The sequence below is a fragment of the Micromonospora sp. CA-259024 genome (assembly GCF_050936255.1).
In the GTDB taxonomy this organism is placed as follows: Bacteria; Actinomycetota; Actinomycetes; order Mycobacteriales; family Micromonosporaceae; genus Micromonospora.
This window is the reverse complement of the sequence record NZ_JBNJND010000002.1, coordinates 283,126-306,285: the sequence shown is the minus strand read 5'-3', so window position 1 is coordinate 306,285 and position 23,160 is coordinate 283,126. Positions and strand designations below refer to the sequence as shown.

Below are 23,160 nucleotides of genomic sequence, written 5' to 3'. Positions count from 1 at the left end.
CGGCTCGGCAACGCAGCCGCATCCCCCAGCACAAACCGCGACGACTTTCCGAGCGGAAGGGACATCATGTCTTACGATCTTTCACCCACGTCTTCCACGTACGGGCAGGAGTCGACCAACGGCGGTGGCGTCCGCGACCATGCGCGCCAGGTCGGTTCCGAGGCCGCCCAGGCTGGCGGTGCGGTCGCTCAGACCGCCAAGGAGCAGGGCACCGAGGTCGGCCGTGAGGCGGCCCGGCAGGCACGCAACCTGTACGGCGAGGCCCGCACGCAGCTCGCCAACCAGACCGGTGAGCAGCAGCGTCGGGCCGCTGGTGGGCTGCGGTCGCTGGCCGACGAGATGCGGTCGATGGCCGAGCAGGGTGGCCAGGCCGGGCCGGTGAGCGAGCTGACCCGCCAGGCCGCCGACCGGGTGCACGGTGTGGCCGGCTGGCTTGAGGAGCGCGAGCCCGGCGACCTGATCAACGAGGTACGCGACTACGCGCGGCGTAACCCGGGCACCTTCCTGGTCGGCGCGGCGGTTCTCGGCGTGCTGGCCGGTCGGCTGACCCGCGGCATCTCCGCCGCTGACGACGACTCCGGCAACGGGTCCTCGACCTACCGTGGCGCTGGCGCGTACGACCCGGAGCAGACCGCCGTGATCCCGACGCCGCCGGCACCCCGCGCGGTGCCGGACGCGGTCCCGCCGGGCGGCTACCTCGACCCGACGCCCGGTACCTACGCCGAGCCCACCTCCGGCGGGTACGCCGAGCCGACCGGCACCGGCCGGCCACTTCCGCCGGTGCACCAGACCGACCCGCTGCCGGGCGTGCCGTCCAGCGGCACCCGCCCGTGAGCGACCGAGCCATCCGAAGGGAGGCGACGGCATGAGCATGCCGACGCAGGGGTCCGGCCTGGACTCCGGTTACCACCCCGACGCGGGTGCGCCGCACAGCGCGGCGGAGGTCAGGGGCAGCTCCCTTGGTGAGCTGATGCGCCAGGTGACCAGTGACCTGTCGACGCTGATGCGTCAGGAGGTCGAGCTGGCCAAGGCCGAGATCCGCCAGGAGGGCAGAAAGGCCGGCAAGGCGGCCGGGCTCTTCGGTGGCGCCGGCTTCGGCGGCTACATGGTGGCGCTCTTCCTCTCGCTGGCCCTCTGGGCGGGGCTGTCCAACGTGATGGACGCCGGCTGGGCCGCGCTGATCGTGGCCGTCCTCTGGGCCGTGATCGCCGCGGTCCTCTACTCCATGGCCAAGAAGAACGCCCAGCACGTACGCGGACTCAAGCAGACCAACGACAGCGTGCAGCGGATTCCCGACGCGCTCAAGCCGCACCCGGAGGGAGTCACCCGATGAGCACCGATCCCGATCAGATCCGCCGGGAGATCGAAGCTACCCGTAACAGCCTCAGCTCCGATGTGGACGCGCTGGCGTACAAGGTCAGCCCCAGCCGCATCGTCGACGACCGCAAGCAGCGGGCCCGCTCCGCTCTGCAGAATGTGAGGGACAAGGTCATGGGAACCGCGTCTGACCTCGGCCACGGCACCGGCCACGCCGCCCACTCGGTGGGCGACCGCGCCTCGTCGGCGGCCTCCAGCGTCAGCGACGCCGCGCACTCGGCGGCCACGACTGTCGGCGACGCCGCCCACAGCGCGCCGCGGGTGATCCGGCAGAAGTCCCAGGGCAACCCGCTCGCCGCCGGTCTGATCGCGTTCGGGGTCGGTTGGCTGGCGTCGTCGCTGATCCCGGCCTCCCGCCGTGAGCAGCAGGCCGCGACCCAGGTGAAGACCAAGGTCAGCGAACACAGCGGGGTGGTGAAGGAGAGGCTGGGCGAGGTGGCCAGCGAGTTCAAGGAGGAGCTGCGCGAGCCGGCTCAGCACGCCGCCGAGTCGGTGAAGTCCACCGCCCAGGGCGCCGCGGACGCCGTCAAGGACGACACGAGATCCGCCGCGCACGACGTCAAGGGCCAGGCCCAGCAGGCCCGGCAGCAGGTCAGCCCCTGACCGAACTCCACCTGATTCCGACAGCTCGCGGCCACCTCGCGGTGTCCGCGAGCTGTCGCGTTCCGGCACACGAACCTCCGGTCCGGGACCGGCGCCTACGGTCGTGCTCGCACCGTCTCCTCCCGGCGGAGACCGCACGATCGCGTACGGGAGGGGTGGGCTTCAGTGCGGGCGGAGGCGGCGTCGCAGGGTGTGGGTCGGGTGGGCGGCTCGGCTGATTCGGGTGTCGCCGTATCGGACGCCGCCGAGCAGGAACCGCTGAGCGACCGCGAGCCAGCCGCACACGCCACGCTCCAGCAGCCACACCGGGGCCGCCAGCGCCGTCGCCGGTGGGAAGACCGCGGTGCCGCCGGCGCGCCGACGCCCCAGCTCGGCAAGGGCGACGATGCTGGTCGCCGCGCCGAGCACCAGCGCGGGCCGCCGAGCCGCGACCGCGATGGCCAGCGCCGGCAGCACCGCGAGCGCGGTCAGCAGGCGCGCCGGCTGGGCCAGATCGTCGTACGCCTGGCGGACGCGTTGGCCGCGGAAGTGGGCGGCGTCCGGCGGCAGTCGGCGGACGTACAGCCAGGCCGGCGCCGCCTCGCTGCCGTCGTACGCGCGCATGGTGCGCATCAGCTCCAGGTTCTCGAAGAGCACGTCCGGGTGGTACCCGCCCATGGCCAGGAAGGTGCTCCGACGCACGGCGAGGGTGCCCGGGTAGTCCGCGCCGAGCGCCCGGTTGAGCAGCGTCCGGCCGGTGTCCCACCAGGCGTGCCAGGGCAGTGGGTCGAAGTAGTTCTGCGGCCGCACCAGATCCACCCGGTCCAGCAGCCGGTGTACGGCGGTCAGCCCGGCGTCGTCGTACCGGACGTCGTCGTCGGCGATCACCACGTGCTCGTGGCCCGCCGCGCGGACGCCGGTGAGCACGCCGATCACCTTTCCGTTGAGCCCGCGCTCGGCGGGGTCGGGCGGGAGGTGCCGGATCAGCCCTCGCCACGCCTCGGCGTGCCGCGCGCAGAGTTCCGGTGCCGAGCCGTCGACCACGAGCACCTCGGCCCTGCCAGCCAGCCAACGCAGGTAGCTGGTCAGCTCGGCCAAGCCGCTGTCGGTGTGCCAGCGCAGTGGCAGCACGTACGTCATCGGCAGGCGGGCCGGCGACATGTCGGCTCGGCGGTGTCCGACGTCCCACCGACGCGCGGCGCGCCGGGCGTCACCGGCGGGGCCGAACAAGGACATGACGCCTCCTGATCAGGCGGGGGTCAGGCGGTGCGGCGGATGTTGGTGAGGGTCAGGCCGAGGGGCGGCAGCGCGGGCATCCGGTGCAGGTCCAGGGCCAGGTTCTGGGCGGGGATGTCGTAGCGCATGGTGGCGGTGAGGTTGGCGACCGCCCGTTTCATCAGGTCGATGGTGATCCATTCGCCCGCGCAGCGGTGCCCGGCCCAGTGGTCACCGCCGCCCTGCGGGATCAGCTCGAACGGGTCCACGCGCCGGTCGGCGAACCGCTCCGGGCGGAACAGCTCCGGCTGCGGCCAGAGGGTCGGGTGGTGGTTGGTGCCGTAGAGGTCGAGCAGCACCCGCCGGCCACGGGGGAAGTGGTGGCCCTGCCAGTCGAAGGAACGCCGGACCCGGGCCGCCGCGACCGGGAAGAACGGGTAGTAGCGGCGTACCTCCTGGACGAAGTGTTCGGTGGCCTCGTCGTCGTCGCGGACCCGTTGCCGCCAGGCCGGATGGTCGTGCAGGGCAAGCGCGGCGAAGGCGATGTACTGGTCCACGGCGACCACCGGCCGTAGCACGTTGAGCAGTTCCACCGCCGCGATTCGCCGGGGGAGGAGCCTGCCCCGTCCGTCCCGGTGCTCGGCGATCACCGCCAGAGCGCTGCCGGTTGGTGCCGGATGGCGGCCGACCCGGGTCCGCTCGATGAGGTCGGCGAGCCAGCGTTCGGCGCGGTGCCGGGCGAGCAGGCCGCGCCAGTGCCGGGGGCCGACAACCGCCGGAGCCTCGATCATGGCGTGCAGCTCGACGGCGCGGCGGTCGACCTGCGACGCGGGCAGCGGCACCCCGGCCCAGCCGCAGACCACCCGGGTCAGCAGCCGGCCCAGCTCGTCGTAGAGCGTCACCGCCCCGGCACCCTCCCAGGCGGTGAGTCGGGTCTGCCACTCGTCGTCGAAGAGCTGGCCGAGCTGGCGGATGGCGGTGGGCGTCATGATCGACATGAACATGGCCTTGCGGTCGGAGTGCGCCGGCCCGTCCAGCCCCTGCACGCCGCCCCGACCGGTGAGCGTCCGCTGCGCCCGCAGCGGCATCGCGTCAGCCCGTTGGAAGCGTTCGTTGTCGTAGAACAGCACAGCCGCGGGCCGGCCGCGGAGGCAGATGGTCGGCGCGAGCAGGATCCGGGTCTGGAAGATGTCACTGCCGTACCGCTCGCAGCGTTCGCCGACGAACCGGTAGCCGGCGCGGAGGAACGCGAGGGTGCTGTCCGGGCTGCGGTCGGCCGGCATGGTCGGCATCGGGTCTCCTCACACGCAGGTGCTGCCGGTCACCGCCGGCTGGTTGCGTGTACCCCCGTCGCCACCGCTGAATCCCACATCGACGGCGCACCGGCTGGCCCCTCCCAGGGGCGGCGGAACCTGGTTGGCTGCTGGTGGGGCCCGCCGTCGGCGACATTGCCGGTCGACCGGCGCGGCTTCCGGCGGTCCGACGGCCACGACAGCGGGGAGGGCGAATGCGCGACAACAGGTCGCCGTACTGGCGGCAGCGGCGGGCGGTCGGGGCACTGGGAGGAGCCCGGGACGCGCGGTCACTGATCGGGCCGCCCCGGCGGCCCACCCGGCCGCACCGGTTCTTCACCGTGCACCTGGGCTTCACCGCCCCCGACGCCGCCGACGCCCGCGAGCTGGCAGTGGGGTACGCGGAGGCGCTGAACCTGCTCCGCCCGGAGGTGGCGCTCGGCGCGGCGGCCCTGTCACCGGCCGACGCGTGGCACCGGGCCGAGCGGTTGTTCTGCGGGGCGGTCGGCCCTGATGGGGAGCGCTGCGTCGACGTGGCCGGGCATCCCGGCTTCCACCATGCTCCGGGCCCCGGGGGTCTCGGCTGGGGCGGCGGCGATGGCCCCGACCATGGTTGACCGCGGGCCCCCGTCCGCGTCGCCGTGCCGGCGTCCCCACTGCGGGGGCACCGGCACGGCGACGATCACCGACGTGTCGGCGAGCGATCAGTCCAGATCGAACTCGCCGTCCTGCGCGCCGGCCACGAACGCGTCCCACTCGGCCTGGGTGAAGACCAGCACCGGTCCCTCCGGCTCGGCCGAGTTGCGCATCCCGATCAGGTCGTCGACGAAGGCGACCTCAACGGCGCTGTCGGAGGTGTCCCCCTCGGCCCGCTGCCAGACCGCCCGAGAGAGGTCGAAGTCGCCCTTGGGGTGCTGCGCCATGGTTCTTTCCTCCAGTGCCGAGGGTCGTGGTGGTGACCGTGTGCCGATCCCCATCGGGCAGGATAAGCGGATGCCGAGCCTGACCCGTGTAGAGGCGACCGCGCGTGGCGCGGCGATTACTGTCGAGTCCTATCAGGTGGACCTCGACCTGACCGGCGGCGCCGAGCTGTTCCACTCCCGCGTCGAGATCCGGTTCCGGGCGACCTCCGGCACCTCGACCTTCGCCGAGGTCAAGCCCGCCAAACTGCTGGGTGTACGCCTCAACGACCGCGACCTCGACCCCGACCTGCTGACCGACAACCGGCTGCCGCTGAGTGACCTGGCCGCGGAGAACACGCTGGTCGTCGAGGCGGAGATGGCGTACTCCAACTCGGGGGAGGGGATGCACCGCTTCGTCGACCCGGCCGACGGCGAGACCTACCTCTACGCGGTGAGTTTCCTCGACAACGTGCAGCGCATCTTCGCCGCTTTCGACCAGCCCGACCTCAAGGCCCCGTTCACCCTCTCGGTCACCGCCCCGCCGCAGTGGACGGTCGCCGGCAACGCCGAGCTGACCGCCAACCCAGCCCCCGGGCGCTGGGAGTTCGCCCCGACCGCGCCGCTGGCCACGTACTTCTTCTCGCTGATCGCCGGGCCGTACCACGTCCGGCGGGCCGAGCACGACGGTGTGCCGCTGGGCATCTACTGCCGCCGGTCGCTCGCGGAGCACCTGGACGCCGACGCCGAGGAGATTTTCACGATCACCCGGCAGTGCCTGGACCGGTTCCACCAGCTCTTCACCGAGCGCTACCCGTTCGGCAAGTACGACCAGGCGTTCGTGCCGGAGTTCAACGCCGGGGCGATGGAGAACCCAGGCATCGTCACCTTCCGTGACGACTACGTGTTCCGCTCGGCGGTCACCGACACCCAACGCGAGCAGCGGGCCGGCACCATCGCCCACGAGATGGCGCACATGTGGTTCGGTGACCTGGTCACCATGCGCTGGTGGGACGACCTGTGGCTGAACGAGTCCTTCGCGGAGTACCTGGGCACCCGGGTCACCGCCGAGGCGACCCGCTTCGACCAGGCGTGGACCACGTTCGCCATGCGCCGCAAGGCCTGGGGGTACGCCGCCGACCAGCGCCCCTCCACCCACCCGGTCGCCCCGCCGGAGGTGGCCGACGCCGACGAGGGCCTGCTCAACTTCGACGGCATCTCGTACGCCAAGGGCGCCAGCGTGCTGCGGCAGCTGGTCGCGTGGCTCGGCGACGAGGCGTTCCTCGCCGGCCTGAACGCGCACTTCGCCGCGCACCGCTTCGGCAACGCCACCCTCGCCGACCTGCTGGCCAGCCTCTCCAGCACCAGCGGACGGGACCTCTCCGCGTGGGCCGAGCTGTGGTTGCGCCAGCCGCAGGTCAACACGTTGCGCGCCGAGGTCAGTGTCGACGCCGACGGCCGTTACGCCGAGGTGGCCGTGGTGCAGACCGCGCCCGAGTCGCACCCGGTGCTGCGCCCGCACCGGATCGGCGTGGGCCGTTACTCGGTGGACGACACGGCGCAGCGCGACGAGGTGGCCATCGACCCGACCGTCGATGGCGGCCGGACCGTGCTGGGTGAGCTGGCCGGCGCACCGGCGGCCCAGCTGCTGCTGCTCAACGACGGTGACCTCACCTTCGCCAAGGTGCGTCTCGACCCGGCGTCGGCGGATGCCGTTCCGCTGGTGCTGCCCGGCCTGGCCGACCCGCTGGCGCGGGCGGTCCTCTGGAGCGAGGCGCTCGACGCGGCGACCGACGGGGAGCGGCCCGTCACCGGCCTGGTCGACCTGATTGTCGCCGCGCTGCCGGCCGAGACCGAGGTGATCATCGCGGAGGACGTGCTCACCCTCAGCCGGTCACTGGTCGACCGCTACCTCGACCCGCTGACCCGGTCCGCGGCGCTGGCCCGGGTCGCCGGGGCGTGCCAGCAGTTGCTCGACGGCGCGCAGGCGGGGGAGTCGTTGCAGCTCGCCGCCGCGCGGGGCTGGATCGCCGCGACCACCGACGCGGACCTGCTCGTCGGCTGGCTCGCCGGTCGGGACGTGCCGGCCGGGCTGAGTGTCGACGCGGAGCTGCGCTGGTCGGTGCTGCGCCGGCTGGTGGTGCTGGGCGTCGCCGGCGAGGCGGAGATCGCCATCGAGGCGGCCGCCGACAACAGCTCCACGGGCGCGGAACGGGCTGCCCGCTGCCGGGCCGCCCTGCCCGACCCGGCCGCGAAGCAGGCGGCATGGGAGATCATCGTGCGGGACACCGAGCTGTCCAACCGGCTGCTGGAGGCGACCGCTGAGGGGTTCTGGCAACCCGAGCAGGCCGAGCTGACCGCTGCCTACGTCGAGCGTTACTTCGCGGAGATGCCGGCCGCCGCCCGCCGGCGTACCCCCTGGACGGCCGACCGGGTGGCGGCCCTGGCGTTCCCCCGCTACGCCGTGGCACAGCCGACCCGGGAGGCGGCCGTGGCGCTGCTGGCCCGCGACGACCTGGTCCCCGGCCTGCGCCGGGTGGTCACCGACGCCGACGACGACCTGCGCCGTGCGCTGGTCGCCCGCACCGCGGTGGCCGCCGCTGCGGCCTGACGCCCGGTCGGGCGCGGGGTGGCTGGTGGGCCGCCCCGCGCCCCGGGCTCAGCGCAGCGCGGGCTCTGCCGTGACCGGCGCATCCCAGTCGATGACGTAGCGCTGCTCGTGGGCCACCGTCTTCTCCGGGTCCATCGCGGTGCGCACCAGTAGGGGCATCAGCAGCGGCATCAGCGTCCGGGCGACCGGCCCCGGCGCCTTGGCGTGGTTGATTCGCGCGGCGCGGGCGGCGACCTTCTCGACCCGGGCGCGGCGCAGCCGCTCGAACGCGGCGAACGCCGATGCCACGTTCGGCAGGTCGCGCAGGCAGCGGGCGAGTTGCACCGCGCTCTCGATGGCCAACGACGCGCCCTGCCCGGAGCTGTTCGACGGCGCGTGCGCCGCGTCGCCGACCAGCACCATCCGCCCCCGGTGCCAGTGCGGCACGGGCGGCATGATCTGCAACGCACCAACCACCTGAAGGTCGTCGGCGTCGCTGGTCGCCATCAGCTCCCGGCCCGGATCGTCGTCGCCGTACGTGCTGCGCAGCGTGGCCAGCCACTCCGCCGACGGCACCGTGCGGGCCTCGACCAGGCTCATCGGCCGCTGCTGCGGCAGGTTCGCCCCCCACCGGGTGCCGCCGCCGGGCTCCGGCCAGTAGAGGTAGTAGCCGCGCCGCCCGAACGCGAACGTCATCGTGCCCGGCTCGGCGTCCACCTCGTGCCGGGCCACCGCCTCGAAGCCGAGCAGCCCGGTGAACCGGGGGCCGGGCGCGGCCGGGTCGATGAGACCGCGGACCGTCGACCGGATGCCGTCGGCCCCGACCAGGATGTCGGCGGCGGCGGTGCTGCCGTCCTCGAAGCGGGCGGTCACGCCACTCTCCGTCTGCTCGGCGTCGACCAGCCGCTTGCCGTACGCGAAGGGGACGCCCTCGGCGACCGCCCGGTCGTGCAGCACCCGGTGCAGGTCGGCGCGGTGCACCACGCGCAGTGGTGGCACCCCGGCCAGCGTGGGCAGGTCGACGCGGCGGCGGCCGACGGCCATCACGGTGCGCTCGATGGAGGTGGCGATCGCGGTCACTGCCTCGTCCGCGCCTACCGCACGCAGGGCCGCCACCCCGTTGGGCGCGAGCGCGAGGGTGCCGCCGATGCCGCCGGCCCCGCTGGCGGTGGCGGGGTACGCCTCGTGGACGGTGGCGGTGATGCCGGCGCGGTGCAGCGCGAGCGCCGTCACCGGGCCGGCTATGCCGCCGCCGATGACGATCGCGGTTCGTACCGTGGTCATGGTTCTCTCCCTGGGGTGTCGTCGGTCCGTGCGCGGGCGAACCGACCTGGGAGGGAGCGCGGTTATCCTCGTGGTTGCCGCTTCGGGCCGGGCGCCTTCCCAGGTGTCGGTTCGAGGTAAGGGCTCCGGCGGGGTGTTGGCGCACCCCGCCGGGGCCGTCCGTCAGTCGGGGGCGTCGGCTTCCCGGCTGCTGGTGGTTGGGGTGTCGGTGGTTGGGGTGCCGGTGGTTGGGGTGCCGGTGGTTGGGGTGCCGGTGCTTTCGGCGTTGGCCTTCGGGGTGCTGGTTCTCTCGGCCAGCGCGATCAGCTCCGCGGGCATCTCGCCGGTCTCGTGGAAGGCCCGCCAGGTGCCCAACCCCGGGTAGCTGCCCGAGGTCAGCTCCGCGAGCAGTGCCCGCAGCCAGGCGGCCTCCGCGTCCCGCATGGCGAGGTCGTACTCCGCCTCCACCAGGAACAGCCGCGGGATCTCCCGCAGGTGTCCGTCGAGCGCGGTGCGCTCCTGGCGGATCGCGTCCTCCAACAGGTCGAGCCGCTGCCGCAGCAGGTCGGTGGCCTCGTCGGGATGCAGGGCGGCGAGGACGGATAGCCCGGCTCGGAAGCGGGGATGCTCCGGCATCGGCGTGGAGACCAACTCACGGGCCCAGTCGACAAGTTCCGCCCGCCCGGAGTCGGTGATCCGGTAGACGGTGCGTTCCGGGCGCCGACCCTCGCGGACGCTCTCCACCGCCTCGATCATGCGGTGTTTCTCCATGTTGCGGATCACCGTGTAGAAGGACCCCCACTTGAACTCCATGTCCTGGTCCTTGCCCCAGGCACGCAGTGCGGTGGCGATCTCGTACGGGTGCATCGGCCGCTGGACCAGGGCGGACAGCACGGCCAGCGCCAGTAGGTTGCCGACCTTGCGCCGCTTCGGCACGACGCCCTCCCTTGCTCGCTAGCGATTACTCGTAAACGAGTATAAGCCCACAGGCAGCCACGCCGCGACCGCCTCGCGCCGCGACCGCCTCGCGCCGCGATCCCCCGGACCCCTCGCGCCATGATCGACTCGGTTTCCGTGAAGTCGCGGTGTCCGGGCCAGTGCGACGCACCGACTTCCAGGAACCCGAGTCGATCACGCCGCAATGCCGAGTCGATCAACGCGCATCGCCGAGGCGATCGCCGTGAGCCGAGTCGATCACGCCGCAATCCCGGCGGGCTGACATACGCCCGTCGCCGGGCCGCAACGGGTGCGCCGCGACGTCCGGCCTACGATCACGGGGTGGAGGAAGATATCCGGCGGATCGGGATCATGGGTGGCACCTTTGACCCGATCCACCACGGGCACCTCGTCGCGGCCAGTGAGGTGGCGGACCGGTTCGGCCTGGACGAGGTGGTCTTCGTCCCCACCGGGCAGCCGTGGCAGAAGGCCGACGAACCGGTCAGCCCCGCCGAGGACCGGTACCTGATGACGGTCATCGCCACCGCCTCCAACCCCCGCTTCCAGGTCAGTCGGGTCGACATCGACCGCAGTGGGCCGACCTACACGGTCGACACCCTGCGCGACCTCCAGGCGGAGTACGGCCCGAAGGTGCAGCTGTTCTTCATCACCGGCGCGGACGCGCTGCAACGCATCCTGTCCTGGAAGGACCTGGACGAGATCTTCGAGCTGGCCCACTTCATCGGGGTGACCCGGCCCGGCTTCCCGTTGACCGACGAGCACCTTCCGGCGGACACCGTCAGCCTGATCCAGGTGCCCGCCATGTCCATCTCGTCGACCGACTGCCGCGCCCGGGTCGCCCGGGGTGAGCCAGTCTGGTATCTGGTGCCCGACGGTGTGGTGCAGTACATCGCCAAGCGGAGCCTCTATCAACCCTGACCACGCCCGGTATGACCCTGTTCGTGCATCTATCCGACCAGAACTGACCGGTCGAGGCGTCGCCGGGTATGAGACGCTTGGAGGATCGCACGCTTGATCGAAGGAGAACGGTGACAGTTTCCGAACGCGCTCACGAGCTGGCTATCGCTGCCGCCCAGGCCGCCGCCGACAAGAAGGCGCAGGACATCGCGATCATCGACGTCGGCGACCAGCTCGCCATCACCGACGCGTTCCTGCTCGCCGCCGCCCCCAACGAGCGTCAGGTGCTGGCCATCGTCGACGCCATCGAGGAGCGCCTGCTCGAGCTGCCGGAGAAGGCCAAGCCGGTGCGGCGCGAGGGCGAGCGCGGTGGCCGTTGGGTGCTGCTCGACTACGTCGACATCGTGGTGCACGTCCAGCACACCGAGGAGCGCGAGTTCTACGGGCTCGACCGCCTCTGGAAGGACTGCCCCACCATCCCGTTCGTCGACCGGGACCTGGTCGAGGCCGACGCCAGCGGGTCCGCCGCAGCCGAATGACCCGACTGATCGTCTGGCGGCACGGCAACACCGACTGGAACGCCGCCAACCGTGTCCAGGGGCAGACCGACGTACCCCTCAACGCGCTGGGTCGCGACCAGGCCCGCGCCGCCGCCCCGCTGCTCGCGGCGCTGCGGCCCGACGCCATCGTGGCCAGCGACCTGAGCCGCGCCGCGGAAACCGCCGCCGCGCTCGCCACGGTGACGGGGCTGCCGGTCCGCACCGACGCCCGGCTGCGCGAGCGGCACTTCGGCCAGTGGCAGGGTCTGCACCTCACCGAGGTCGCCGAGCGTTTCCCCGAGGAGTACGCCCGCTGGCAGGCCGGTGACCCGGCTCCCGGCACCGACCTGGAACCGCTGCACGACCTCGGCGCGCGGGTGGCCGCCGCGCTCATGGACGCCGCTGACGTGGCACCCGGCGGCACCGTGGTGATCGCCACGCACGGTGGCGGCTCCCGGCAGGGCGTCGGCCACCTGCTCGGCTGGGACTCCGGCGTGCTGCGCAGCATCGGCTCCCTGGCCAACTGCCACTGGACCGAGCTACGCCACGACGACGTCCGGGGTTGGCAGCTGCGCGCCCACAACGTCGGCCTGATCACCGCCCCGATCGCCGTCGACGCCGTCTGAGCGCGGCGCTCGCCTCGGCCTGGCCCACTCGCACTTCGGCGTTCGGGGCCTCGATCGGCTAGCGTGCCGGGCATGCCCGTCGCGGTCGTCATCGACTCCACCGCCTACCTGCCGCCCGAGCTGGTGCAGGCGCACCGGCTGACCGTCGTCCCGTTGACTGTCGTGCTCAACGGCGCGGAGGGGCTGGAGGGGGTGGAGACCCAGCCGGCCGACGCCACCCTCGCACTGAGCGGCCGCCGGGTCACCGCGACCACCTCACGTCCGGCGCCCGAGCAGTTCGCCCGGACGTACCGCCAACTGCTCGAGGCCGGCGCCGACGGGATCGTCTCCGTGCACCTCTCCGCCGCGCTGTCCGGCACCGTCGAGGCCGCCCGCCTGGCCGCCGCCGACCTGGCCGGCCGGGTCGAGGTGGTGGACAGCCGCTCGGCCGGCATGGGGTTGGGCTTCCCGGCCATCGCGGCCGCCACGGCCGCCGCCGGTGGCGCCGACCTGTCCGGGGTACGCGACGCGGCGCTCGCCGCCGTCGAGCGGACCACCGTCTGGTTCTACGTCGACACGCTGGAGTTCCTTCGCCGGGGTGGCCGGATCAACGCGGCCGAGGCACTGCTCGGCACCGCCCTGTCGGTCAAGCCGATCATGCACATGCCGGACGGGGCGATCGTGCTGCGGGAGAAGGTCCGGACTGCCAGTCGGGGCGTGGCCCGGCTGGTCGAGCTGGCCGTCGAGTCGGCCGGGGAGGACGACGTGGACCTCGGGGTGCACCACCTGGCCGCGCCGCAGCGGGCCGAGGCGCTGCTCGCCGCGCTGACCGAGCGGCTCGGTGACCGGCTGCACGACACGTACGTCTCCGAGGCGGGCGCGGTCGTCGCCGCGCACGCCGGCCCTGGCCTGGCCTGCGTGGTCGTCCACCGCCGAGCGAAGGGCTGAGCTGTGCCCACGTCATGCGTGGTGACCGGGGGTGGCCGTGGTGTCGGGCGGGCCGTGGTGGAACGCCTGGTGGCGTCCGGTGCCACCATCGTCGTGGTGGAGCGCGACGCGGATGCGGTCGACTGGCTCGCCGGGCACCCGGCCGCCGACCGACTCATCGCGGTGGTCGGCGACGCCGCCGACGAGCGGGTGGCCGAGCGCGCCGCCGAACTGGCGGAACGCGCCGCGCCCCTGACCGGCTGGGTGAACAACGCGGCGGTGTTCCGCGATGCCGCGCTGCACTCCGCCTCGGCCGACACGGTGCTGGACCTGATCGGGCTGAACCTGCGCCCGGCAGTGGTGGGCGCCGCGGTGGCCGTCCGCAGGTTCCTGGCCCGCGCCGCCGGTGGCGCGATCGTCAACGTTTCGTCGCACCAGGCCCGCCGGCCCGTGTCAGGCGCTCTGCCGTACGCGACGGCGAAGGCCGCCGTGGAGGGGCTGACCCGGGCGTTGGCCGTCGAGTACGGGAGGCACGGCATCCGCGCCAACGCGGTCGCGCTCGGCTCGATCGCCACCGAGCGGCACACCGAGTTCCTGGCCGCGCAGGAGCCCTCCCAGGCCGAGTGGATCGATGCCGAGCTGAACCGGCTGCACCCGGTGGGCCGGATCGGACGGGCCGACGAGGTGGCGTCCGCCGTCGCGTACCTGCTGTCGCCCGCGGCGAGCTTCATCAACGGGGTGACGTTGCCGGTGGACGGGGGACGGGCCGTGCTCGGCCTCGACCCGGAGGCCCGCTGACCCGGGCTGTCCACTGGAGCTGGCACCACCTCCCCGGCGGCGGTAGCCGCTGACGCCTGATCCCGAGGCGCAGGCTCAGCCGATGTGTTGTTTGATCAGGTCGGCGAGTTCCAGAGTGGCCTGGCGGCAGGCGGCGGCGTAGCGGGTGAACTGCAAGAAGCCGTGGGTCAGGTCGGGATGGTGCACATAGGTGAGGGCGTTGCCGGCGGCGGCGAGCTTCTGCGCGTACGCGTGCCCGACGTCGCGAAGCGGGTCGAAGCCGTTGGTGACGAGGATCGTCGGCGGCAGGTCGGCGTGCGACGGTGCGTTCAGCGGTGTGATGTACGGATGGCGGCCGTCGTCGGAGTTCTTGAGGTAGTTGCGGACCATTTCGTAGATCCCGTTGGTTTCCAGGTAGAGCCCGACGCGGTTCTCGCTACCCGAAACGGTGTCGCCCGGAAACGCGGCTTCCGGGTAGAGCGGCACCTGCAACGCGAGCTGCGGACCATTCTCGTCGCGGAGCTTGAGTGCGACGACGCAGGTCATGTTGCCCCCTGCCGAGTCGCCGCCCAGCGCGATCTTGTTGGGGTCGACGCCTTCGGAGTGGGCGTTGTCGAAGAGCCATCGGACGAAGAACTCGATCTCGTCGATCTGCACCGGGTACTTCGCTTCGGGGGCGAGCTGGTAGTCGATCGCGTACGTGATGATGCCGGCGCGCTCCGCGACCACCCGGAGCCCTACCTCGAACTCGTCGAGTGTGCCGTAGGTGAATCCGCCGCCGTGGATGTAGGCCAGCGCTCCGGTTGGCCTGCTGCTGGCCCGCGTCGGGGTGTGTCTGCGTACGGTCAGGGATCCGTGCGGTCCGGGGAGGGCGAACGTGTCGACGGTGCCAATCTCCGGCCATGGCCCGGCGCCGAGGACCGTGTGGTCACGTCGACCCTGGGCGATCGACACATCGGCGCCGAGCACCGGGCCGGTGGGCAGCCACGCCTTCAACTCGGCGTCGAGGGTGCCCCGACCGACCGAAGCCGGGATGTCCGAGCCCTTGTAGATGGGCATTGACCAACAACTCCATCAGTCCCTGGATGCCTCCGTTGCGAGGACCCTGTCTGGCCATCCTGACCGATGGGTGCGGTGAGTGCCGCGAGCACGGGGACCTTCCCGCGAACGGGTGACCACCCGCGCGTCCCGCACCTCCCGGCACGTTGTTGCCTACCGGGCCTACCCTGCTGCCCATGAGGCCTCGGGGTGGTCTTCGGTGGATCAACCGGTTGGGTGGGGTGTATCTGGCGGTGTTCACCGTCACCGGGGCGATCGGTGCCCTGGCGGGAACGACCTGGGTCCGAGCCGACAACGTGGCTGTGCCGGGCACCCTGCTGTGGTGCGGCGCCCTGCTGGTGGCCGGGCTGGTGGTCTCGCCGCCACCCCGGGTGATCATGCTGTCGGTGGCCTGGCTGATCAGTCCCCTCCTCATGTTCGTGGCAGCCGGGGGACTGTGGTCGACAGTGCTCACGCTGCGCGGTGAGCGGGTCGTGGCAACCGTCATCGACGTGCGAGACGGCAACGAGAGGGGTCGCCACCTCTACTACACCCTCGCCGATCAGCACGATCGGCGTATCCCCGGGGAACTGGGGATGTGGCCGGGGAGCAGCATCGGCGCCTCGAACAACCCGGAAGGCTCGGTGGGGCAACGCGTCATCGTGATGCGGGATCCTGAGGGACTGGTCGACCCGCGCCCGCCCGAGGAGATCGCCACCGGCCAGGGCACCCTGATCCTCCTGCCGTTTGTCTTCCTCATTCTCGCCGTGTTCTGCATGCTGGCCGGGCGGCCCTTGCCCGACGATGACGGAACGACTCGTCCGCCTCGGCGGTGGCGACCGACCGGAACGTCCGACACCGCTCGCCCATCGCCCACCTGGTAGGACGTCACCCCTGACCCGGTGCGCCGCACGCGCAGCCCCGCCTCGCCCGACCCCGCCAGTGAGCCACGGGTCGGTTCCCATAGCAGATCGGGGCTTGATCAGGGTGTTGTCCACAGTGGCGTGGCCATCCACAGGGCGATGTCACCACACCACCACCGTCCTGGCCGCCGTCATAGCGTCGCGCTGTGTCGCACGACGAGGAGACAGAGGTACGCCAGCGCCTGCGGCGGCTGACGGAGACGGTTGTCACGCCGCTGCCCCGGCCTGAGGCACCACTCGCGGACGTACCTGAGGTTGGCGGGTCGTCGCCCCTGGTCGGCGCACCGGTCGCGGGCGTACCCCCGGTTGGCGTGCTGCCGTCCCGGGTCGGCGCACCGGTCGCGGAGCCGGCACCGGGTGGCCTTGCGGTCCAGCCCTCGTCGCGGCTGCCCGGGCCTGGGGCGTTCGACCCGGGTCGGCGCGGGGTGCGGGCGCTGGCGGTCGTCGCCGTCGTGGTGGTGCTGGCCGCCGCCGGTTGGGCCTGGCGGTCGCGGCCGCAGTCGGAGCCGGTCGCCCCGCTGGTCAACGAGGCCGCGTCGGCCACTCCGGCGGTCGATCCCAGCGCGTCCGGCTCCGGCGAACTGGTCGTGGCGGTCGCGGGCAAGGTTCGCAAACCCGGGCTGGTGCGGTTGCCGGCCGGGTCCCGGCTCGCCGACGCGGTGCAGGCGGCCGGCGGCGCGCTCCCCGGCGTCGACGTGGCGCTGCTCAATCCCGCTCGCAAGGTCACCGACGGCGAGCTGATCGTGGTCGGGGTGACGCCGCCGCCGGTGCCGGGCGGTGCGGCCGGGCCACCCGGCGGTGCGGCTGCGCCCGCCGTCGCGCCGGTGAACCTCAACACCGCCACGCTGGCGCAGCTCGACGCGTTGCCCGGGGTCGGGCCGGTGCTCGCCCAGCGGATCCTCACCCATCGGGACCAGCACGGCGGGTTCAAGGCCGTCGGCGACCTGCGTCAGGTCGACGGGATCGGTGACGCACGGTACGAGCAGCTCAAGGACCTGGTGACGGTGTGACGGCCCGGCCTGTCGCCGATGACCGACCGGCCCGGGACAGCTCGACCGCGGTCGTGGCTGAGACCTCGCCGCCGGATCTGCGGCTGGCCGGGTTGGCCGTGGCTGCCTGGCTCACCGCGCTCGCCGGCCTGCATCTCGGCACCCGCCCGCTCGTGACGGTCGCCGGGGCGGCCGGTGTCCTGACGACGTTCAGCGCCCTGCACCTGCTCGGTCGCCTCGGTCACCCCCGTGCCGCCGTTCGGCGCTATGGCTGGATCGCCGTCGCGGTCGGCCTCGGCGTGGTCTGCGGTGCGGCGGCCACCGCGGCCCGCCTCGCCGTCCGGGACGCGCCACCGATCCGAGCCCTGGCCGAGCAGCGCGCGCCGGTCACCGCCGACCTGGTGGTCCGGGACGATCCGCGTCCGATCCGGAGCGCCGGCCGGCCGGGCCTGTTGCTGGTGCCGACCGAGCTGGTCCAGGTCACCGGGCCGGACGGTCGGCGGGTCCGGGCGTCGGTGCGGCTGCTGATCCTGGCCACCGACCCGGCCTGGCGAGGGCTCCTGCCCGGGCAGCGCGTCACCGCCGAGGGACGCCTCGGTGTCCCGCGCGGTGGCGACCTCACCGCTGCCGTGCTCAGCACCAACGACCCACCCGTGCGGCACGGTGTGTCGTCGTGGGCGCAACGCGCCGCCGGGACGCTCCGCGCCGGCCTGCAACGAGCCTGCGCGCCGCTGCCCGACGATCCGGGTGGCCTGCTGCCGGGGCTGGTGGTGGGGGACACCAGCCGATTGCCGCCCGCCGTCGAGGAGGACTTCCAGGCCACCGGGATGACACACCTCAATGCCGTTTCGGGCAGCAACGTGGCGATTGTCGTAGGCGCGGTGCTGCTGCTGGCCCGGTGGGCGCGGGCTGGGCCGTGGCTCGCCGCCGGGCTCTGCGGGGTGGCGCTGGTGGGTTTCGTCATCCTGGTCCGCCCGTCGCCGAGCGTCGTACGGGCCGCGACGATGGGGGCGATCGGGCTCGCCGCGCTGGCGGCCGGTCGTCCTCGGGCCGCGCTCCCCGCGCTGGCCGCCGCCATCACCGTGCTGGTGCTGGTCGACCCGGAGTTGGCCGGCGACGCCGGGTTCGCGCTCTCCGTGCTGGCCACCGGTGGCCTGCTGCTGCTCGCCCCACGGTGGCGGGACGGGCTGCGTCGGCGGGGCGTCCCGCCCGGCTTGGCGGAAGCGCTGGCGGTCCCGGCGGCCGCGCAGCTGGCCTGCGGTCCGGTCGTCGCCGGGATCTCCGGCACGGTCAGCCTGGTGGCGGTGCCGGCCAACCTGCTGGCGGTGCCGGCCATCGCACCAGCGACCATCCTCGGCGTCGTGGCGGCGACGGTGTCGCCGGTCTGGCCGGCCGGCGCCGAGTTCGTCGCGTGGCTAGCGAGTTGGCCGGCCTGGTGGTTGGTGGTCATCGCCCGCCACGGTGCCCGGCTGCCAGGCGGCACGCTGCCGTGGCCGGGCGGGGTGTGGGGCGCCCTGCTACTGACCGCGCTGACCGTCGCGCTGCTGGTCGCGGTGCGTCGGCCACTCGTACGGCGACTGGTGGCGGTGGTCGGCGTCGCCGCAGTGCTGGGTGCGCTCCCGGTCCGGTTGGTGGCCCCCGGCTGGCCACCCCCGGGCTGGGTGGTGGTGGCCTGCGCGGTGGGTCAGGGCGATGCGTTGGTGCTGCCGGTCGCGGCCGGTCGGGCGGTCGTGGTGGATGCCGGGCCGGAGCCTGCGGCGGTGGACGGCTGCCTGCGTCGGCTCGGCGTACGGGAGGTGCCGCTGCTGGTGATCAGCCACTTCCACGCCGACCACGTCGGTGGGGTGACCGGCGTGTTCCGGGGACGACGGGTGGACGCCGTGCTGATGCCGTCATCAACAGATCCGGAGAGCGGCCGGGACCTGGTCCGGGTTGCGGCGGCCGGTGGGCGGGCCTCGCTGCTGACCACCGTGGCCGGTGCTCGACACTCGGTCGGTGGGGTGGACCTGCTGGTCCTCGGTCCGCCATACCCGCTGGCCGGGACCAGGTCCGACCCGAACAACAACTCGCTGGTGCTGCGCGCCACGGTGGCCGGGGTGCGGATCATGCTGCCTGGCGACGCGGAGACCGAGGAACAGCACGCGATGGTGGCACGGGCGGCGCCCGGCCAGCTACGGGCGGACGTGTTGAAGGTCGCCCACCACGGTTCGGCGTATCAGGATCCGGGTTTCCTCGACGCGGTGCGGCCGGCGGTCGCGCTCGTGCCGGTGGGCACCGGCAACACCTACGGGCATCCGAGCCCGGGGCTGCTCGCCCGCCTGAGCAGGGGTGGCGCCCGGGTGCTGCGCACCGACACCGACGGCGACGTCGCGGCGGTTCGGACGAGCGACGGCCTGGCGGTGGCCCGGCGAGGCGTGCCAGCGGGCAGACAACCCTGATCGCACGGTGATCGACTCGGGATTGCTGACGGTGGGTCATCAGCGACGTTGGACACCGCGATTTCGCTGATCTCGTGTGGATCAAGCGAAGGGCTCCATGCGGGCGTCGAGCCGCTCACGAGAGCGCTGACCGTGTGGGCGAAATGCGGATTATATGGTTAATGAGGTGAATGTCGGGTTTTGCGCTGAGTGCGGGCTGCGCCGACCAAGCAGCGAATGAGCAGGCACGATCCCGCCGTGGGCCGTGCGAATATGGGCGGCGTGACCCCCGCCAGCCTCGCCCCCATTCTGCTCGTTCTCGGTGACGAGGAGCTGCTCGCCACGCGCGCGGTAACCGAAGCTGTCGCGAAGGTCCGCAGCGTCGACCCCGAGGTGGACGTCCGCGAGTACCAGGCCGGTGCGCTCACCGTCGGCGAGATAGCCGAGATGCTCAGCCCCTCGCTGTTCGGCGGGCGGCGGCTGCTCGTCCTGCGCTCCGGCCAGGACGCTCGCAAAGACCTGGTCGCCGCGCTGCTGGCGTACGCGAAGAACCCCGACCCGGACGTCCAACTGCTGGTGCTGCACCTGGGCGCCGCCAAGGGCAAGGCGTTCGCCGACGGGCTGCGGGCCGCCGGGGCGACGGTGGTCCCGGCCGCCAAGCTCAAAGGGCACCGCGACCGGGTGGCCTTCGTCCGTGACGAGATCCGCCGAGCTGGCGGCAAGTGCACCGACGACGCCGCCGAGGCGCTGCTCGCGGCGGTCGGCAACGACCTGCGCGAGCTGGCCGCCGCGTGCTCCCAACTGATCGCCGACACCGACGGGCGGATCGGCGCCGACACGGTCAGCCGTTACTACCGGGGTCGGGTCGAGGTGACCGGCTTCACGGTGGCGGACGCCACCATGGTCGGCGATGTGCCGGCGGCGCTGGAGGCGCTGCGCTGGGCCCTGCACGTCGGGGTTGACCCGGTGCCCATCGCCGACGCCCTGGCCGACGGGGTGCGCACGGTGGCCCGGGTGGCGTCGGCCGGGCGGGGGAGCCCGTACCAGCTCGCCAGCAGCCTCGGGATGCCCGCCTGGAAGATCGAGCGGGCGCAGCGGCAGGGGCGTGGCTGGACGCCGGAAGGCCTGGTCCGGGCCATGCAGGTCGCCGCCGAGTGCAACGCGGCCGTCAAGGGCGGTTCCGACGACCGGGCGTACGCCCTGGAGCGTGCGGTCTTCTCGGTCGCGGCGGCCCGGCAGGGCAGCACCAGGTGACGGGGGCGAACCGCCCGGCGTGGGCCACCATCCCCGTCGACGAGGAACGTTACCGGCCGCTCTACGCCCGACTTCTCGGCCTACGGTTCGTCAACCCCGGTGGGGTGCTGTGCTTCCTGTTCTTCGAGGGCACCATCGCCCTTGCGGTGCTGCTCGCCCTCGCCGAGCTGGTCACCTGGTGGGCGGTGCTGGTGCTGCCCGTCGTGGTGGCGGCGATGGTCAAGCTCAACGACATGGTGGCCGCGATCGTGGTCCGTTCCGCCGCGCTCGTGCCAGAGCAGGAACGAGACCGGTTTCGCCGGCAGATGGAGCCGGTGGTCGGCCGGGCCCGGGTTGAGTGGATCTCGCACAGCGTCACCGGCGTGGTGATCACCGCGGACCCGGTGACACCCACCCGCCGCGGCGACCCGTCAGACTGAGCGTCGGCCCGCCGGACCGTAGACACACGGAAGCCCCGGACCTGGGCCCGGGGCTTTCCGAATCAGTCTGACGGTGAAGTCGTCAGGCGGAGAGCGACACCACGCGCTTCGCGATCGCGGACTTGCGGTTCGCGGCCTGGTTGGAGTGGATCACGCCCTTGCTGACGGCCTTGTCCAGCTTGCGAGAGGCGTCCTGCATGAGCGCGGTGGCCTTCTCGACGTCACCGGCCTCGGCAGCCTCGTTGAACTTCCGGACGGCGGTCTTCAGCGACGACTTGACCGACTTGTTGCGCAGCCGGGCCTTCTCGTTCTGCCGGTTGCGCTTGATCTGGGACTTGATGTTCGCCACGCGACAGCCTCGTCTTGATAGCTCGGGTTGGTCAGCTTATTGCGCGGGATGACGAACATGCGTCATCGCTGCGCGAAGAGCCAGGTTACCAGGTCGCCCCGGACGAGCCAAAACGGGCTCGACCATCGCGCGGACGGACCCGGCTGGTCGGGACCAGGTTACGCGAACCTCCGGCTGCTCACCGTCAACCCCGGCGGTGGGCCAGCTCGCGTCACCGCCGGCTCGCGTCACCGCCGGCTCGCGTCACCGCCGGTCCGCGTCACCGCCAGCCCTGGCGGCGGGCCAACCAGTCGAGCGACTGCTCGCCGCTCCACCGCTGATGGGCGGCCAGGTGCGGCGAGGCCGTCGTCGGTGCCGCCGCGGCGCCGGTGAGGTAGTACCCGGCCAACGCGGCCAGGGTCGCGTCCAGCGCGTCCGGCGGCGCGCCCGCGGTCGCCGGGTGCTCGGCGAAGAGCCGGTCCGCGTCCAGCCCGCTGGCGTACGCGGTGAGCAGCAGGCCGGCCAGATCAAACCAGGCCGGCCCGGAACAGACCCAGGTCCAGTCGCAGAACCAGGCTCGGCCGTCCGCGTCGATCAGCACGTTGTCGACCCGCAGATCACCGTGGATCAGGCTGGTCGCCCCGGCGGCGTACCGGGGGAGACGGGACTCCAGCGCCACCAGCTCGGGCAGCCTGCCCCGTGCCGGCGCGGGTAGCGGTGGGGCCGGCTCGCGACCGGCGGCGACCTCCTCCCACCAGAGGATGTCCGACCGGGCCAGATCGGCCAGGTGTGGCAGGCCGAGCGCGGTCAGCTCGGCCGGGGGGTGGGCCAGGACGGCGGCGAGGTCGGCGTACCCGGCGAGAGTGGCGTCCAACTCTGCGGGCACCCAGGGTAGGCGCGGGGTGTGGCCGTCGACGGCGTCGGTGCAGAGCACGAACCAGCCGGCTTCGTACAGGGTCCACCGGAGGCGGGGCGCCGGCAGGTCGGTCGGCAGCCGGTCCAGGATCGCGGCCTCACGGGCGTACCAGTCGACCAGGTGCGGTTGCTCGGCGGCGGGTGCCGCCTTGACGAAGACCCGGCCACCGTCAGCGGTGTCGAGCACGGCGGCGAAGCCCCGGGTGAAGCCCGCGCCCGCGACCCGGGCGGTGACCACCGGCGCGCCGAGCCGCGCGGCGACCGCGGCCCGCAGCGCCGCCGGCAGCGTCGGCCACGACGGGCGCAGCGCGCTCGCGTGGTACGGCACCGGGGGCAGTAGGGGAGGGGACACCCCACCATGCTGCCCCGGGGTACGTGCGCGACGCACGGCGACACTGCCAGACTGCCAAGCCATGAGGACCGAGGACTTCTGGCACCTGATCGACCAGGCTCGGGCCGGCGGCGGGGGAGAGCCCGGCCCGGTCGCCGCGCGGGCCGTCGCGCTGCTCGCCGAGCGCGACCCGGAGGACATCGTCGGGTACGCCCGGCACCAGACGCGGGTGCTGGCCGCCTCGCACAAGGCGGACCTGTGGGGCGCGGCGTACCTGATCAACGGTGGCGCCTCGGCGGACGGCTTCGAGCACTTCCGGGGCTGGCTGATGACCCAGGGCCGGGCGGTCTTCGCCCGCGCGGTCGCCGAACCGGACTCGTTGGCCGAGTTGCCGCAGGTGCGGGCGGCCTCGCTCAGCGGGGAGGAGTTCGCCGCCGAGCGGATGCTGGCGGTGCCCTGGGACGCGTACCGCAAGGCCACCGCGACCGAGCTGCCGGCGGACCGGGACCCGGTGCGGACGCCGGACCTCAACGACTTCTGGGACTTCGACGACGAGGACGAGGCGCGTCGCCGGCTGCCCCGGCTGGCCGCGCTCTTCGTCGAGCCACCGATGGAGTGAGGTCTCC

General features: G+C 72.9%; 24 protein-coding genes. 16 read left to right on the top strand and 8 right to left on the bottom strand.

Annotation, left to right across the window (positions count from 1 at the left end):
* Positions 1-66 precede the first annotated feature (66 nt).
* The 3 genes from ACQEUX_RS20715 to ACQEUX_RS20705 are packed head-to-tail and all read left to right on the top strand — an operon-like array spanning position 67 to position 1,980.
* A complete protein-coding gene (locus tag ACQEUX_RS20715; RefSeq protein ID WP_433050800.1) occupies positions 67-834 on the top strand; it encodes a hypothetical protein in 768 nt (255 codons plus the stop codon).
* 31 nt (positions 835-865) lie between these two features.
* A complete protein-coding gene (locus tag ACQEUX_RS20710; protein ID WP_433050797.1) occupies positions 866-1,333 on the top strand; it encodes a phage holin family protein in 468 nt (155 codons plus the stop codon).
* Positions 1,330-1,980, top strand: a complete 651-nt coding sequence (locus tag ACQEUX_RS20705) for a DUF3618 domain-containing protein (protein WP_433050794.1) — start codon at positions 1,330-1,332, stop codon at positions 1,978-1,980. The genes ACQEUX_RS20710 and ACQEUX_RS20705 overlap by 4 nt, the downstream gene beginning before the upstream one ends.
* A gap of 162 nt (positions 1,981-2,142) precedes the next feature.
* Here ACQEUX_RS20705 and ACQEUX_RS20700 read toward each other — a convergent pair whose 3' ends face one another.
* Both ACQEUX_RS20700 and ACQEUX_RS20695 read right to left on the bottom strand, forming a co-directional pair.
* Entirely contained in the window at positions 2,143-3,195 is a 1,053-nt protein-coding gene (locus ACQEUX_RS20700; protein WP_433050791.1) for a glycosyltransferase, read from the bottom strand.
* A gap of 23 nt (positions 3,196-3,218) precedes the next feature.
* Positions 3,219-4,466 (bottom strand): cytochrome P450, encoded by a 1,248-nt coding sequence (locus ACQEUX_RS20695; RefSeq protein WP_433050788.1) that lies wholly within the window; start codon positions 4,464-4,466, stop codon positions 3,219-3,221.
* A 215-nt stretch (positions 4,467-4,681) separates the two neighbouring features.
* On the opposite strand from ACQEUX_RS20695, the gene ACQEUX_RS20690 reads away from it, so the two are divergent.
* The gene (locus ACQEUX_RS20690) at positions 4,682-5,083 is read left to right on the top strand and encodes a hypothetical protein (RefSeq protein WP_433050785.1); all 402 of its coding nucleotides are present in this window, start codon (positions 4,682-4,684) and stop codon (positions 5,081-5,083) included.
* Between the two features lie 87 nt (positions 5,084-5,170).
* Here ACQEUX_RS20690 and ACQEUX_RS20685 read toward each other — a convergent pair whose 3' ends face one another.
* Positions 5,171-5,389, bottom strand: coding sequence for a DUF397 domain-containing protein (locus ACQEUX_RS20685; protein WP_030491749.1), 219 nt, complete (start codon positions 5,387-5,389; stop codon positions 5,171-5,173).
* Between the two features lie 70 nt (positions 5,390-5,459).
* Here ACQEUX_RS20685 and pepN point away from each other — a divergent pair, with 70 nt between their 5' ends.
* Positions 5,460-7,976 carry an aminopeptidase N gene (pepN, locus tag ACQEUX_RS20680; RefSeq protein ID WP_433050780.1) on the top strand — a complete coding sequence of 839 codons (2,517 nt, stop codon included), beginning with the start codon at positions 5,460-5,462 and terminating at the stop codon, positions 7,974-7,976.
* Positions 7,977-8,024: 48 nt separating this feature from the next.
* On the opposite strand, the gene ACQEUX_RS20675 is transcribed toward pepN, so the two are convergent.
* Together ACQEUX_RS20675 and ACQEUX_RS20670 are read right to left on the bottom strand one after the other, a co-directional pair.
* Complete coding sequence (locus ACQEUX_RS20675; RefSeq protein WP_433050777.1) at positions 8,025-9,239, bottom strand: FAD-dependent monooxygenase; 1,215 nt, start codon at positions 9,237-9,239, stop codon at positions 8,025-8,027.
* Positions 9,240-9,401: 162 nt separating this feature from the next.
* On the bottom strand, positions 9,402-10,154 hold the full coding sequence (locus ACQEUX_RS20670; RefSeq protein ID WP_433050774.1) for a PadR family transcriptional regulator: 753 nt from the start codon (positions 10,152-10,154) through the stop codon (positions 9,402-9,404).
* 342 nt (positions 10,155-10,496) lie between these two features.
* Here ACQEUX_RS20670 and nadD point away from each other — a divergent pair, with 342 nt between their 5' ends.
* From nadD to ACQEUX_RS20645, 5 genes are all read left to right on the top strand, one after another.
* On the top strand, positions 10,497-11,093 hold the full coding sequence (nadD, locus tag ACQEUX_RS20665; RefSeq protein ID WP_433050771.1) for a nicotinate-nucleotide adenylyltransferase: 597 nt from the start codon (positions 10,497-10,499) through the stop codon (positions 11,091-11,093).
* A gap of 110 nt (positions 11,094-11,203) precedes the next feature.
* Positions 11,204-11,611 carry a ribosome silencing factor gene (gene rsfS, locus ACQEUX_RS20660; protein ID WP_053656062.1) on the top strand — a complete coding sequence of 136 codons (408 nt, stop codon included), beginning with the start codon at positions 11,204-11,206 and terminating at the stop codon, positions 11,609-11,611.
* Complete coding sequence (locus ACQEUX_RS20655) at positions 11,608-12,237, top strand: histidine phosphatase family protein (protein WP_433050768.1); 630 nt, start codon at positions 11,608-11,610, stop codon at positions 12,235-12,237. Before rsfS ends, ACQEUX_RS20655 begins: the two co-directional genes overlap by 4 nt.
* A 72-nt stretch (positions 12,238-12,309) precedes the next feature.
* Positions 12,310-13,164, top strand: coding sequence for a DegV family protein (locus tag ACQEUX_RS20650; RefSeq protein ID WP_433050765.1), 855 nt, complete (start codon positions 12,310-12,312; stop codon positions 13,162-13,164).
* Between the two features lie 3 nt (positions 13,165-13,167).
* Positions 13,168-13,941: an SDR family NAD(P)-dependent oxidoreductase gene (locus ACQEUX_RS20645; protein WP_433050762.1), complete on the top strand. Its 774-nt coding sequence runs from the start codon at positions 13,168-13,170 to the stop codon at positions 13,939-13,941.
* Between the two features lie 75 nt (positions 13,942-14,016).
* Here ACQEUX_RS20645 and ACQEUX_RS20640 read toward each other — a convergent pair whose 3' ends face one another.
* Positions 14,017-14,979 carry an alpha/beta hydrolase gene (locus ACQEUX_RS20640; protein ID WP_433050759.1) on the bottom strand — a complete coding sequence of 321 codons (963 nt, stop codon included), beginning with the start codon at positions 14,977-14,979 and terminating at the stop codon, positions 14,017-14,019.
* A 176-nt stretch (positions 14,980-15,155) separates the two neighbouring features.
* On the opposite strand from ACQEUX_RS20640, the gene ACQEUX_RS20635 reads away from it, so the two are divergent.
* The 5 genes from ACQEUX_RS20635 to ACQEUX_RS20615 all read left to right on the top strand — a co-directional run bounded on the left by ACQEUX_RS20635 (position 15,156) and on the right by ACQEUX_RS20615 (position 20,960).
* A complete protein-coding gene (locus ACQEUX_RS20635) occupies positions 15,156-15,842 on the top strand; it encodes a hypothetical protein (protein ID WP_433050756.1) in 687 nt (228 codons plus the stop codon).
* Positions 15,843-16,027: 185 nt separating this feature from the next.
* Positions 16,028-16,891, top strand: coding sequence for a helix-hairpin-helix domain-containing protein (locus ACQEUX_RS20630; RefSeq protein ID WP_433050753.1), 864 nt, complete (start codon positions 16,028-16,030; stop codon positions 16,889-16,891).
* A gap of 53 nt (positions 16,892-16,944) precedes the next feature.
* A complete protein-coding gene (locus ACQEUX_RS20625; RefSeq protein ID WP_433050750.1) occupies positions 16,945-19,308 on the top strand; it encodes a ComEC/Rec2 family competence protein in 2,364 nt (787 codons plus the stop codon).
* 252 nt (positions 19,309-19,560) lie between these two features.
* Positions 19,561-20,541, top strand: coding sequence for a DNA polymerase III subunit delta (gene holA / locus ACQEUX_RS20620; protein WP_433057006.1), 981 nt, complete (start codon positions 19,561-19,563; stop codon positions 20,539-20,541).
* Complete coding sequence (locus ACQEUX_RS20615; protein WP_433050747.1) at positions 20,538-20,960, top strand: hypothetical protein; 423 nt, start codon at positions 20,538-20,540, stop codon at positions 20,958-20,960. Before holA ends, ACQEUX_RS20615 begins: the two co-directional genes overlap by 4 nt.
* An 82-nt stretch (positions 20,961-21,042) precedes the next feature.
* On the opposite strand, the gene rpsT is transcribed toward ACQEUX_RS20615, so the two are convergent.
* Positions 21,043-21,309 (bottom strand): 30S ribosomal protein S20, encoded by a 267-nt coding sequence (gene rpsT / locus ACQEUX_RS20610; RefSeq protein WP_089019426.1) that lies wholly within the window; start codon positions 21,307-21,309, stop codon positions 21,043-21,045.
* A 259-nt stretch (positions 21,310-21,568) separates the two neighbouring features.
* Positions 21,569-22,555: a phosphotransferase gene (locus ACQEUX_RS20605; RefSeq protein WP_433050743.1), complete on the bottom strand. Its 987-nt coding sequence runs from the start codon at positions 22,553-22,555 to the stop codon at positions 21,569-21,571.
* 61 nt (positions 22,556-22,616) lie between these two features.
* Between ACQEUX_RS20605 and ACQEUX_RS20600 the strand changes: the two genes are divergently transcribed.
* Positions 22,617-23,153, top strand: coding sequence for a DUF4240 domain-containing protein (locus ACQEUX_RS20600; protein ID WP_433050740.1), 537 nt, complete (start codon positions 22,617-22,619; stop codon positions 23,151-23,153).
* The last annotated feature ends 7 nt before the right edge of the window (positions 23,154-23,160 follow it).

Coding starts and splice junctions, on each gene's coding strand:
- ACQEUX_RS20715 (WP_433050800.1), top strand. CDS start 67: ATGTCTTACGATCTTTCACCCACGTCTTCCACGTACGGGCAGGAGTCG.
- ACQEUX_RS20710 (WP_433050797.1), top strand. CDS start 866: ATGAGCATGCCGACGCAGGGGTCCGGCCTGGACTCCGGTTACCACCCC.
- ACQEUX_RS20705 (WP_433050794.1), top strand. CDS start 1,330: ATGAGCACCGATCCCGATCAGATCCGCCGGGAGATCGAAGCTACCCGT.
- ACQEUX_RS20700 (WP_433050791.1), bottom strand. CDS start 3,195: ATGTCCTTGTTCGGCCCCGCCGGTGACGCCCGGCGCGCCGCGCGTCGG.
- ACQEUX_RS20695 (WP_433050788.1), bottom strand. CDS start 4,466: ATGCCGACCATGCCGGCCGACCGCAGCCCGGACAGCACCCTCGCGTTC.
- ACQEUX_RS20690 (WP_433050785.1), top strand. CDS start 4,682: ATGCGCGACAACAGGTCGCCGTACTGGCGGCAGCGGCGGGCGGTCGGG.
- ACQEUX_RS20685 (WP_030491749.1), bottom strand. CDS start 5,389: ATGGCGCAGCACCCCAAGGGCGACTTCGACCTCTCTCGGGCGGTCTGG.
- pepN (WP_433050780.1), top strand. CDS start 5,460: ATGCCGAGCCTGACCCGTGTAGAGGCGACCGCGCGTGGCGCGGCGATT.
- ACQEUX_RS20675 (WP_433050777.1), bottom strand. CDS start 9,239: ATGACCACGGTACGAACCGCGATCGTCATCGGCGGCGGCATAGCCGGC.
- ACQEUX_RS20655 (WP_433050768.1), top strand. CDS start 11,608: ATGACCCGACTGATCGTCTGGCGGCACGGCAACACCGACTGGAACGCC.
- ACQEUX_RS20650 (WP_433050765.1), top strand. CDS start 12,310: ATGCCCGTCGCGGTCGTCATCGACTCCACCGCCTACCTGCCGCCCGAG.
- ACQEUX_RS20640 (WP_433050759.1), bottom strand. CDS start 14,979: ATGCCCATCTACAAGGGCTCGGACATCCCGGCTTCGGTCGGTCGGGGC.
- ACQEUX_RS20635 (WP_433050756.1), top strand. CDS start 15,156: ATGAGGCCTCGGGGTGGTCTTCGGTGGATCAACCGGTTGGGTGGGGTG.
- holA (WP_433057006.1), top strand. CDS start 19,561: ATGGGCGGCGTGACCCCCGCCAGCCTCGCCCCCATTCTGCTCGTTCTC.
- ACQEUX_RS20600 (WP_433050740.1), top strand. CDS start 22,617: ATGAGGACCGAGGACTTCTGGCACCTGATCGACCAGGCTCGGGCCGGC.